Consider the following 11618-nt stretch of genomic DNA (forward strand, 5'->3'; position numbering starts at 1 on the left):
GATGCTAGTACGTATCGTTAAATTAACTTTTAAAGAAGAGTATATACCTACTTTTGAGGCTCTCTTTAAAGAAACAAAAAGCAATATTCGTAATTTTAATGGCTGCGAATTTTTAGAATTATACCAAGATAAAAACAACCCTACTATTTTTTTTACCTATAGCTATTGGTTAGATGAATCTTATTTAAATACCTATAGAAATTCGGACTTTTTTAAAAATGTATGGCAGAAAACAAAAGTTTTATTCCAAGATAAACCACAAGCTTGGAGTGTTCATAAAAAAGAAACTCTAAAATGAAAAGGTGGTGCTTTTTGCTTTTATCTATAAAATACCTAGCCGTTAGAACACCATAGTTATAAACAATCTTAATTTTGTGAAAACTTTTTTTAGGTCAGAGAATGCTCCCTAATTATATTTAATAAATTTATTTTGTTAATAAATAATGAGCATAACAAAGCTATTACCTACTTATTTACAACATTTTATGCTCTAAAAACGACCTTTTATTGGCTCTAATTCTGTTGATAAGTTTGTTTCCATAAAATGACCATTTAAAATATCTTTGTTTGGATGGCAAAAAGTAATTTTCACATTGCATTTTGCTTTTTATAGCTGGTTTTACCAAAAGATAAATTCAAAAAAAACAAACGCATGAAATTTATAGTATCTAGTACATACTTATTAAAGCAATTACAAATATTAGGTGGTGTTATTAATAATAGCAATACACTTCCTATTTTGGATAATTTTCTTTTTGACCTGAAACAAAATAGTCTTACAGTGTCTGCTTCAGATTTAGAAACGACCATGAGCTCTATTTTAGAAGTAGATTCTGATGCAGAAGGAACTATTGCAGTACCAGCAAAATTATTACTAGAGACTTTAAAAACTTTTCCAGAGCAACCATTAACTTTTGTTGTTGAAAACAACAACACGGTGGAGATTAGTTCTAACCATGGTAAATACGCTTTAGCATATGCCGATGGTGCAGAATTCCCTAAAGCTGTAGAATTAGCTGAACCAAGCTCTACTACTATTTTAGGTGATGTTTTAGCAACAGCATTGAACAAAACTATTTTTGCAGCTGGTAATGATGATTTAAGACCTGTAATGAGTGGTGTTTTCTTTCAGTTCTCTCCAGAGAACTTAACATTTGTTGCGACAGATGCACACAAATTGGTAAAATACCAACGTACAGATATTACAGCTTCTCAAGTAGCAGAATTTATAATGCCTAAAAAGCCTTTAAATTTATTAAAAGGGATTTTAGCTGGTAGCGAAGCAAATGTTACTATTGAGTATAACGATAGTAATGCAAAGTTCAGTTTTGAAAACACAGAGTTAATCTGTAGACTTATTGATGGAAAATACCCTAACTATGAGGCTGTTATTCCTAAAGAAAACCCTAACCAACTATCTATCTCTAGAGCACAATTATTAAGTTCTGTACGTAGAGTTTCTATTTTCTCTAATAAGACTACACACCAAATTAGATTAAAAATTGCAGGAGCAGAATTAAATATTTCTGCAGAAGATATAGATTACAGTAATAAAGCAGAAGAACGTTTAACATGCGCATACCAAGGAGATGATATGCAGATAGGTTTTAACTCTCGTTTTTTAACCGAAATGCTAAACAATCTTACTTCAGATGATGTTTCTTTAGAAATGAGCTTACCAAACAGAGCTGGTATTCTTACTCCTGTAGATGGTTTAGATGAAGGAGAAACAGTTACTATGCTAGTAATGCCTGTAATGCTTAACAGCTAATTAAACCAACCTTATTATATTTAAAAAGCCCACCAAATGGTGGGCTTTTTTTGTTGCATATTCCACATCATTTCGTTAAACATGTGCTTTCAGATATTTTAGATTCTTGTAGAATCACCGCTACCTATACCAGATACCTACTAACCATCCTACTCCTACATTTGTATAGAGCAACTAAGATTAAAAACAAATATTAAACATGACATTCATCGATACTCTGTTGTTAACTGTAGAAATTATTTGTTCTTAATCTTAGTTACTTATTACCTTAATCTTTATTAAACCGTAAAGCAGTTAGGTGAAAAAATTATTTTCTTAAAGAGTACCATTACTCTTTAAAATGAGATTTTTTTTATAAATAGGATAGCTATTAGTGTATAATTAAACCTAAAACACGGTAATCCCTTTTACTAAGTTAACAATAAGAAAGACCTAAGAATATCGAAACAAATGTTGCAGGTATGATAATTAGTAGATGAAAGATAAAACACAAACACATGAAATATGTAATAACCCTTAGTTGTTCATTACTCCTTTTAGAGCCAAGTGCCTAAATACCATTTTCAATAACCTTTATAATAAAGAATAATTTTTCAAAAAATTGGGCTTCATAGTATAAGAAAAGAGTTAGTCGCTACTCAAAAATAGTATAAAAAATATGGAATTAAAGAATACTAATAACAGGCTGCATGTTGTCGATGCTATCCGAGGTTTTGCTATTATATCCATAATGCTTTTACATAATCTTGAACATTTTGATGTTTATTACTTACCAGCGAACCTACCTAATTGGGTGGTTAATTTAGATAAAATAATATGGGATAGTTCTTTTTTCCTATTTGCAGGAAAGTCTTATGCTATGTTTGCTCTACTATTTGGGCTGACGTTCTTTATTCAATCCAAAAATCAAGAAAAAAAGGGAAAAGATTTCCGAATGATATTTGCTTGGAGATTACTTCTATTATTTATTTTCGGAATAATAAATTCTGCTTTTTATCAAGGAGACATTCTTACCATTTATGCAGTCATAGGCTTTTTCATAATTCCTTTTGCTCATCTAAATAATAGAATTGTTTTTAGTTTTGCAATCCTTTTATTACTACAGCCTATTGAGTTCATTGGTTTAATAGATGCTATTCAAAATCCTGATATAAAAGTAGCTGACCCAGAGTCGTGGGTATATTTTGGAAAGATGGACGAATATATCCATAATGGTTCTTTTATAGACACCGTAAAAGGAAACCTTACGAATGGTAAAATGGCAGTCATAAAATGGAGTAATGAAAACGGACGATTTCTACATATTCTTTCCTTATTTTTATTTGGCATGCTTGCTGGTCGAAAAAAAATATTTTCAAAATCTATTAAAAACAAACAATTTTGGTTAAAAACCCTCCTTATTTCATCCCTTGTGTTTATTCCTTTATTTATTATTAATATAAATTTGGGTAATATAATTGATAGTAAAAACATTCGTCGGTCAGTTAATATAATTGAAAAATCTTGGACAAATATTTCCTTTATGTTAATATTAATATCTGGCTTTGTGTTATTGTTTGAAAATAAGACCTTCAATAAAGTATTAAGCATCTTTTCTCCCTTAGGACGTATGAGTCTCTCAAACTACATAATTCAATCCATCATAGGGTCAACTATTTATTATGGGTTTGGTTTTGGATTATACAAATACACTGGAGCAACCTACAGTTTACTAATTAGTATTGTATTAGCTATTTTAATGGGGTATTTTTCTACATGGTGGATGAACAATCATAAAAGAGGTCCTTTGGAAACTATATGGCATAAAGGAACCTGGGTATTTAAACAGATAGAGGCCAGAAGTTAGCTACTTATTAATTCAGTTTGATAGAATTTTATCTCGATTGACCATTTTTACTACTTACACACTTTATGAGATAGTGCTTCAATTCTTAACCGTATATGAAAAAAGGGTCCGACTCTAAATAAATGTCAAACCCTCGGTATTTTTAACTTACACACTTAGAGGGACAGTGTCTTTTTAAAGCTCTACTAATTAATTCCTAAGATATAAATTTAAAAGTTCCAAAATAACTTGGAGCTTCTCCGTTACTTGCCTTTATAGCATTTACAGCTGGCATTATTAATCCTAAAATTATAGCAAAACCAATTATTAAAAATCCCAATCCTAAAAGTAAGATACTAGGAATACCTATAATAATATAAGCTATTAAGCTCAATTGAAAATTAATAATAGCCTTTCCATGTTCATCCATATCTTGCACCTCATCTTTGGTGGTTAACCATATAATTAAAGGAACTATAAGTCCTCCAAATCCGGTTACATAATCCAAGTACTGAGATAAATGGGTTATTACTAATAATTGTTTGTCTTCTCTTTTTACAATTGTGTGATTTATTACTTCCATGTCTTTGATTGATTTAATGATGAATACTACCAATAAGACGCTTAACTCCCACTTTTGTTACAAAAGACAACAAATTATGCTACTGTTTTTTTAGCAATTTACTCAGTTTATCTTTATTCTTAGTAATAGAATTAGTGGCTTTATCCATCTTACCGTTTATCTTTTCTATATCTGCTGGAGACAAAGTTCCTTTGCTCTTTCCTTTTATTAATTTGCTCTTAAGCTTCGCTATTTGCTTTTCCTTTTTACTAATAGCCTTCTTTTTTCCTTTAATTTCTTTAGCTAGTTTTTCTTTCTTTTTAGCCTCTTTTTTAGCCTTCTTAATCTCTTTTTCTGCTTTTTTAGCCGTTTTTTCTGCTTTATCTATTTTTTTCTGTGCTTCCTTACGTTGTTTCTCTTCCAATTCTTTCTTTACCTCAGCAGTTGCTTCCATAGCCTCTTCCTTCGCTACAGCAACTTCTTCTTTCTTTTCTACAGCTTGTTCCTTTACTACTGCAGCTTCTTCCTTTATTTCTTTCATTACTTCTAGAGGTTTCCCTTCTTCCACGATTACTTCGGTAGTATTTTCCTGTGCATGAACATACGTACCTGCAAAAAATGTAAAAAGCAATAGTCCTTTCAATAAATTTTTCATTCTATTTTTTTTTAAATGTTAATGGTAAAAATTAAAGAGATCAAAATAGTTCAACTCCTAATAGGTTGATCCTTCCCAAAGCGCTTGCCATAAAAAGTAGATTTCCTTATTTCTATGCGCATTTTACTTATTTTTGCCAAAGATGCATACAACAACAAACGATACTATTATTGCTTTAGCAACTCCTTCAGGAGCCGGTGCAATTGCCGTAATACGCCTTTCTGGTCCAGATGCTATTTTAGTAGCCTCGAATCATTTTGTCTCTTCCTATAATAAGAAACTAAAAGAGCAAAAAAGTCACACTATTTTATTAGGAAATATTATCGACGGAGAGCGGACCTTAGATCAGGTATTAGTTTCTGTATTTAAAAACCCTAATTCCTATACCGGAGAAAATGTGGTAGAAATATCTTGCCATGGCTCTCCATATATTCAGCAACAAATTATACAATTGTTTTTACGCAATGATTGCCGAATGGCCAATGCTGGTGAATTTACCCTACGTGCTTTTTTAAATGGAAAAATGGATTTAAGTCAGGCAGAAGCTGTTGCCGATTTAATCTCTTCCGAGAATGAAGCCTCCCACCAAATAGCTATGCAACAAATGCGTGGTGGTTTTAGTAATGAAATTAAAAGTTTAAGAGAGCAATTACTAAACTTTGCTTCTTTAATTGAATTAGAATTAGATTTTGCAGAAGAAGATGTAGAATTTGCTGACCGTTCTGCCTTCATTGCATTAGTAAATAAAATTGCAGTAGTTTTAAAAGGACTTATAGATTCCTTTGCCGTTGGTAACGTTATAAAAAACGGAATACCAGTAGCTATTGTTGGGGAACCCAATGTTGGTAAATCTACCCTTTTAAATGCTTTATTAAATGAAGAAAGAGCCATCGTAAGTGAAATAGCTGGGACTACTAGAGACACCATTGAAGATGAAATTTCTATTGGTGGTATTGGCTTCCGTTTTATTGATACTGCAGGTATTAGAGAAACCAAAGATGTAGTAGAAAGCATAGGTATAAAAAAAACCTTTGAGAAAATTGAGCAAGCACAAGTGGTTTTATTTTTGGTAGATGGATTACAATTGTTTCAAGAGAATACTATAGGCACTTTAAAAGTTGAAATAGAAAAAATTAAGAATAAATATCCTCTAAAAGCAACCGTCTTATTAATTAATAAGTTAGATATACTTTCGGATGAAGCTAAATCTAATTTTAGTAAGCAATTAAACAACATTAATTACATTTCTGCAAAAACAGGCGAAGGTGTTGAAGCCTTAAAAAACAAATTATTAGAATTTGTAAATACAGGCGCCCTCCGTAACAACGAAACTATTGTTACGAACACCAGACATTACGACTCTTTACTTAAAGCGTTAGAAGCCATACAAAAGGTCCAATTTGGCATAGACGAGGAACTCCCTAGCGACCTTATGGCTATAGATGTTAAAGACGCTCTTTACCACTTAGGAGAAATCACAGGGCAAGTGACTAACGACGAGCTTTTGGGTAATATATTTGCGAATTTTTGTATTGGGAAATAAATTAAAGACTATAAAAGTTAGTTAAAGCGAACAAACACATACCCTAACTCCTTATTTCTAAGGGGTTATTTTTTTACTCCAATTATCCGCTGTTATCTTCTATTATGCTAAAAGTTGTACCTTATTTGTACCCCCACTTGTATTTTTTCATCGGTTACTGCTATATTCGACAAAAGTGGCGAGATTATGGCACTCCTGGACACTTGTAGAAACTTCTAGACACTACTTCTCAGGGTAAATTATCTACTTAATTCCTGAGTCTTAAATTTAGATAAAAGAGATATACCATATTTTTGTATTCACTTTTAGTTTAAACTAGAAATCAACTATGAGTTCAAATATTAGAATTAGAAAGTAGCATTACTATACATAAAAGTAACTTACAAAACATTACCCAATTCTTGTCTTATTTTAGTATTTGGTTTTCTTTAAAAATGGAGACCCTGCATATATTACAAAACGTTTTGATGTTCAAGAGGATGGCATTAAATTGGCTATGGAAGATTTTGCCTCTTTAGGAGGTAGAGGAACAGACTTTAAATACACTGGTAATTATCTTGCCCTTTTTAAACTTTTAAAAACGTATGTACCTGCTAACCCCATAGAAGCTATAAAACTATTTAAAGTCCTTCTCTTTAATTACTTAATATCCAACGGAGATGCACATTATAAAAATTTCTCCTTGACAGAAACATCTTTAGGTGATTTTAAATTGAGTCCGGCTTATGATTTATTGAATAGTAAAATACATATTGAAGACAGAGATTTTGCTTTAGAAAATGGGCTTTTACCACTTAACGAATCCAAAAGTAAGGTTACTGAGCAATTTTTTAAACTCGCTGAACTTGCTGGTATTTCTAAAAAGCAATATGAAAAGACTTTTAAAAACATAACTTCCAATACAGTATCTACCGAACCCTTACTGTGTATGGGGTCAAAGGGTCAAGGTGTAAAAAAGGTGTAAAAATATTTTAACATTTTCCCGTAGTAATAGCGAAAATATTCCCGCGCAAAACTTTAACACTTTAAAGGTATGAAATTCGTCCGATTTTGATGAAAAATGAAGAATTTTCGTAATCAAGGAATTTTTTAGTCCACACTTCTTAATTTCCAAGAAGGGAGAATTAAGCTTTAGTAAAAATGCGAGATAGTTAGCAAAATTTACTACTTATCTCGCATTTTTACTAAAGTCGCTTTTTTCTCTTTTCGATAAATCGAGCGTTGGCAAAATAAATGTATGAAGCGCTTTTTTGTGCTTTATACTTTTATGCGCGGTTTTGAGGAGGTTGGAAAGCCTAGAGCTTTTTAACTTCCGTAGAAACATGGATTTGTTAATACGAGAATTTAATTAATCTAATAAGTGTCTGAAAATTACTAAAGTTTAAATTCCGCCCAAAGGGGGTAGTGGTCAGAGATTAAATAGGACAAACTTCGTTTTGATATTTTTCTATTAGATAAAGCATGCGTAACAAAATCATAATTTCCTCCATCAACAAAATCCATTGATAAGTCTGGTATTTTACCATTATTATTAAACCATGCAATCTGGTCATAATATTTAGTGGTATTAAAAATCGACCTTGTTACCTCTTTGTTTTGTAATTGTGGAGGAACATAGAGACCTTCCGATAAAAAAGTATCGTCTAATAAATCTCCTCGCTTATCAATATTAAAATCACCCAAAGCAATAAGGTTTTGGTCATAAGCATTTATACTACTTGCCCAATCAGAAAGCCATTTGGCTATTCCTTTTAATTCTTTAATTCTATCTTTTGATTTCTTCCCATACTTTATATGTAGAGTCACTAAAATAAAGGTCTTGTCATTTGATTTAAAACTAACAGCATATGGTGTTCTTACGAATTGCTCATCTAGTGCAGACTCATTTCCAATTTTCTTTGTCCATTCGTTAGGTATTACTAATTCGCATGCAAGTCCAGAGAGTTGAACTCTACGTGTGTCAAATAAGTAAGCCATCCGTTCTCCATTGCCTGAGCTTCCCTTGCTTACATCAGTAAGAATTAAAGACCAATTGCTTCCTAAAAGTTTTAAGGTGTCTCTTAAAGCTCTGATATTAGCTTTTACTTCTTGTATGGCAATCACATCAAAACGTTTAATGATTTCTGCGATGCACAATATTGAATGTAAATCTCTTTGAGGGCTATCATCATCGTTAGATTCCCATTTGCGCGTAAGATTTCCGAAAGCCCTGATGTTCCAAGTACCTATCAATAGGTTTTTATCTACCTTTCTTGCAGGTAACTTCTCGTCAAGGTCTTTTGCTAATTGTTTAACGTTAATTTGAATCTCTTCTGGTGGAGTATCGAATATTGATGTCATGGTATGAAATTACTAAATTTAGTTAATTGTCAAGTTTTTTGTGCGAAAAAATTGATATGCTGAGTGTTTGGTTACGTATTGTGAAGGGAGATGGGGTGGGTGTTGTTACTTGCGGAAGATTACTCCGCAAGTAACAACACCCAGTAAAGCAATACAAATAAAGTTATTATATTTTATAAAAATGTCCAGTTTATTAGTTAATAAACTGGACATTTTTAATATGTTTGTAAAAATATGTTTCAATGAAAACCTCTGAATATATTGAAGATAAGATAAATAAACTCCCAAAGGGGTATGTATTTACCTATATAGACTTTATGAATGAGGTGAGTAGAAGGGAAGCTGTCATCAAACATCTGAATAGAATGGCTGCTTCTGGCAAAATCAATAAACTATCTAAGGGTAAGTACTTTAAGCCACAAGAAACGGTATTTGGTTCTTTGTTTCCAGACCAACGTCAAATTGTAAAAGATTTGTTGGAAGAAAACGGAAAGCTTGTTGGCTATATTACGGGGTATAGTATTTATAATTCATTAGGTCTTACCACTCAAGTGAGTAGCGTTATACAAATTGGCAAACGAGAGATAAGACCATCATTCAAAAGAGGCCGTTTTAGAATTGCGTTTATCAAACAAAAGAATACGATTAACAAAGAAAACATTCCACTATTACGATTGTTAGATGCTATACGCTATATAAAGAAAATACCAGATACTACGATTGATAAAAGTTGTGTTCGACTTATGTCCTTATTACGTGAGTTGAATGGTGATGAACAAAAACAACTCATAAAACTTGCTTTCAAATATTCGCCAGTAACAAGGGCTTTGTTAGGCGCATTATTAAGAGATATTGATTGTAAAGTAGAAATAGAATTAAGAGACCTTCAAGATTCTTTAAACCCCATAACGGTTTATAGCCTGAATATTTCTGAGGATGTATTGTCAAATGCGAAATACTGGAATATAAAATGAAGTTACACGAAAACAAAGAGCTCTTTGAACAAGCTGTGAAAGCTACTGCAGAACGCATGGATATTTTGGATATCTATATAGAAAAGGACTATTGGGTGTGCTATGCATTAAAACTCATTTATGAAAGCGAAATCAAACATGAAGCCATATTTAAAGGCGGTACGGCATTATCAAAGTGTTACAAATTTATTGACCGTTTTTCTGAAGATATTGATTTAGTGGTATTACGAAGAGAGGATGAAACGGGTAGTCGATTAAAGAATAAGCTTAAAAAAATAACAAATGCAATAACAGTACCATTTGTAGAAGTAGATATTGAGGGTATTACAAATAAAATGGGAATGATTCGAAAGATAGCCTATAACTACCCAAAAACCTTTAAAGGAAATTACGGACAAGTACGAGATGTCATTATCATAGAAGCAACATGGTTAGGCTATTTTGAGCCATATTCTAATAAAGTACTGAACACCTATATCTATGATATGATGGTTGCCACTCATCAAACAGCCTTAGCAGAAGAGTATGACCTATTGCCCTTTGAAGCGCTCGTTTTAGATTCAATAAGAACACTTTGTGAAAAGATAATGAGCTTGGTAAGGTTCTCACATACTGAAACCCCAATAGTAGATTTGAGGGCTAAAATCAGGCATGTGTATGATATTCACCAACTATTAAAAGATGAATGGAATTGCAACAAAAAGTCGGACAATAAGTTAAGCTGCATTTTTCATATTAAATAAATTTTCCATTTCTAAAGGGGTTTTATATCCTAAAGTAGAATGTTTTCTTTTTCTATTATACCATATTTCTATATATCTAAAGACTTCACTTCTAGCTTCTCTTTTAGATTTAAAATCGTATTGATATATACTTTCTGTTTTTAATGTTTTGAAAAAAGATTCTGCAACTGCATTATCCCAACAATTTCCCTTTCTACTCATACTTTGGATTATGTTATTCTCAATTATAATCTTTGAAAAATCACTACAAGCATATTGAACACCTCTATCTGAATGAAATATCAAGTTTTTACTTCGATTTCTATTGGACAGTGCCATTTTTAAAGCTTCAATAGATGTTTCGACTGCTTTCATAGTAGCGCTTAATGACCAACCAATTACTTTACGGTCAAATAAATCAATTACTACTGTTAGATATACCCATCCATTTTTAGTGTTTATATAGGTAATGTCTGAGACCCATACCATACCTGGCAAGTCAACTGTAAAATTTCTATTCAACAAATTAGGAGCTATTGGGTCACTATGTTTGGAATCCGTAGTTACTATCCATTTTTTCCTAATTTTACTTTGTATGTTGTTATTCTTCATTATTCTAGCAACTTTTGGACGGGAGACTTTATATCCTAGTTGATATAATTCCTCCTGTATTCGAGGACTACCATAACTACCATTACTCTGATTATATATATTTAGTATTTCTTGTAGCAACTTATTATTTTCTTTTTCTCTATTAGAAATCAATCTTTTACACCAGTAGTAATAACCACTCTTACTTACTTTTAATACTTTACACATCTTCTCGATAGGATACTTTAATTTATAAGTATCTATAAAACTAAAAATATCTATCCGTTCTTGGAGAAGATGCTCACTGCCTTTTTTAAGATATCACGCTCTAATTCTGCATCTCTCAATGCTTTCTTTAATTCCGTAATTTCTTTTTGTTCTGGTGTTAAATTAGGACGGCCATTTCCAGAAAAACTACCCGTAGAATTTCCATTAAACTCTCTACACCATCTCGATAGTAATTCTTGACGAATGCCTAAATCATTGCTAATCTCTCGAGTACTCTTTCCTGAATTAACTAATTCAACAGCCATTATTTTAAATGACTTTTCGTAATGTCTTCTTTCTGTTTTCATCGTGGGTTAAGTTATTAATTTAAAGCTTAACCTACCGTCCAAACAAATGTAGTAACTCCA

11 protein-coding genes are annotated in these 11618 nt (G+C 31.8%); 7 read left to right on the forward strand and 4 right to left on the reverse strand.

All coding sequences use genetic code 11. The features are described 5' to 3' along the window. Window position 1: 1 nt before the first annotated feature. The 3 genes from QZZ51_RS07660 to QZZ51_RS07670 all read left to right on the forward strand — a co-directional run bounded on the left by QZZ51_RS07660 (window position 2) and on the right by QZZ51_RS07670 (window position 3617). The gene (locus QZZ51_RS07660; RefSeq protein WP_291868172.1) at window positions 2-298 is read left to right on the forward strand and encodes an antibiotic biosynthesis monooxygenase family protein; all 297 of its coding nucleotides are present in this window, start codon (window positions 2-4) and stop codon (window positions 296-298) included. A gap of 354 nt (window positions 299-652) precedes the next feature. Then, window positions 653-1771 (forward strand): DNA polymerase III subunit beta, encoded by a 1119-nt coding sequence (dnaN, locus tag QZZ51_RS07665; RefSeq protein ID WP_291868175.1) that lies wholly within the window; start codon window positions 653-655, stop codon window positions 1769-1771. A gap of 658 nt (window positions 1772-2429) precedes the next feature. Next, entirely contained in the window at window positions 2430-3617 is a 1188-nt protein-coding gene (locus QZZ51_RS07670; RefSeq protein ID WP_291868179.1) for a DUF418 domain-containing protein, read from the forward strand. 196 nt (window positions 3618-3813) lie between these two features. On the opposite strand, the gene QZZ51_RS07675 is transcribed toward QZZ51_RS07670, so the two are convergent. Next, window positions 3814-4179 carry a DUF4870 domain-containing protein gene (locus QZZ51_RS07675; protein ID WP_291868182.1) on the reverse strand — a complete coding sequence of 122 codons (366 nt, stop codon included), beginning with the start codon at window positions 4177-4179 and terminating at the stop codon, window positions 3814-3816. 79 nt (window positions 4180-4258) lie between these two features. Continuing rightward, window positions 4259-4813 (reverse strand): hypothetical protein, encoded by a 555-nt coding sequence (locus QZZ51_RS07680; RefSeq protein ID WP_291868185.1) that lies wholly within the window; start codon window positions 4811-4813, stop codon window positions 4259-4261. Between the two features lie 142 nt (window positions 4814-4955). Here QZZ51_RS07680 and mnmE point away from each other — a divergent pair, with 142 nt between their 5' ends. Both mnmE and QZZ51_RS07690 read left to right on the forward strand, forming a co-directional pair. Next, complete coding sequence (gene mnmE / locus QZZ51_RS07685; protein WP_291868188.1) at window positions 4956-6356, forward strand: tRNA uridine-5-carboxymethylaminomethyl(34) synthesis GTPase MnmE; 1401 nt, start codon at window positions 4956-4958, stop codon at window positions 6354-6356. A gap of 418 nt (window positions 6357-6774) precedes the next feature. Next, entirely contained in the window at window positions 6775-7320 is a 546-nt protein-coding gene (locus tag QZZ51_RS07690; protein ID WP_291868191.1) for a HipA domain-containing protein, read from the forward strand. Between the two features lie 410 nt (window positions 7321-7730). On the opposite strand, the gene QZZ51_RS07695 is transcribed toward QZZ51_RS07690, so the two are convergent. Then, window positions 7731-8696, reverse strand: a complete 966-nt coding sequence (locus QZZ51_RS07695; RefSeq protein WP_291868193.1) for an endonuclease/exonuclease/phosphatase family protein — start codon at window positions 8694-8696, stop codon at window positions 7731-7733. Between the two features lie 242 nt (window positions 8697-8938). Here QZZ51_RS07695 and QZZ51_RS07700 point away from each other — a divergent pair, with 242 nt between their 5' ends. Then, window positions 8939-9670 carry a DUF6088 family protein gene (locus QZZ51_RS07700; RefSeq protein ID WP_291868196.1) on the forward strand — a complete coding sequence of 244 codons (732 nt, stop codon included), beginning with the start codon at window positions 8939-8941 and terminating at the stop codon, window positions 9668-9670. Continuing rightward, entirely contained in the window at window positions 9667-10413 is a 747-nt protein-coding gene (locus tag QZZ51_RS07705; RefSeq protein WP_291868198.1) for a nucleotidyl transferase AbiEii/AbiGii toxin family protein, read from the forward strand. The genes QZZ51_RS07700 and QZZ51_RS07705 overlap by 4 nt, the downstream gene beginning before the upstream one ends. Here the strand turns inward: QZZ51_RS07705 and QZZ51_RS07710 are convergent. After that, window positions 10387-11558 (reverse strand): IS3 family transposase gene (locus QZZ51_RS07710; protein WP_291868199.1). Its coding sequence is split into 2 segments (ribosomal slippage): window positions 10387-11303 and window positions 11303-11558, totalling 1173 coding nucleotides; the frame shifts between segments, so codons are not numbered across the junction. The two genes, QZZ51_RS07705 and QZZ51_RS07710, sit on opposite strands and share 27 nt — an antisense overlap. Window positions 11559-11618 lie beyond the last annotated feature (60 nt).

This window comes from Maribacter sp. (genome assembly GCF_016744255.1).
Taxonomy (GTDB): domain Bacteria; phylum Bacteroidota; class Bacteroidia; order Flavobacteriales; family Flavobacteriaceae; genus Maribacter_B.

Bases quoted from the DNA above. Each gene is read 5' to 3' on its own strand.
- QZZ51_RS07675 (WP_291868182.1), bottom strand. From the start codon at position 4,179: ATGGAAGTAATAAATCACACAATTGTAAAAAGAGAAGACAAACAATTA.
- QZZ51_RS07660 (WP_291868172.1), top strand. From the start codon at position 2: ATGCTAGTACGTATCGTTAAATTAACTTTTAAAGAAGAGTATATACCT.
- QZZ51_RS07705 (WP_291868198.1), top strand. From the start codon at position 9,667: ATGAAGTTACACGAAAACAAAGAGCTCTTTGAACAAGCTGTGAAAGCT.
- mnmE (WP_291868188.1), top strand. From the start codon at position 4,956: ATGCATACAACAACAAACGATACTATTATTGCTTTAGCAACTCCTTCA.
- QZZ51_RS07695 (WP_291868193.1), bottom strand. From the start codon at position 8,696: ATGACATCAATATTCGATACTCCACCAGAAGAGATTCAAATTAACGTT.
- QZZ51_RS07670 (WP_291868179.1), top strand. From the start codon at position 2,430: ATGGAATTAAAGAATACTAATAACAGGCTGCATGTTGTCGATGCTATC.
- QZZ51_RS07680 (WP_291868185.1), bottom strand. From the start codon at position 4,813: ATGAAAAATTTATTGAAAGGACTATTGCTTTTTACATTTTTTGCAGGT.
- QZZ51_RS07700 (WP_291868196.1), top strand. From the start codon at position 8,939: ATGAAAACCTCTGAATATATTGAAGATAAGATAAATAAACTCCCAAAG.
- dnaN (WP_291868175.1), top strand. From the start codon at position 653: ATGAAATTTATAGTATCTAGTACATACTTATTAAAGCAATTACAAATA.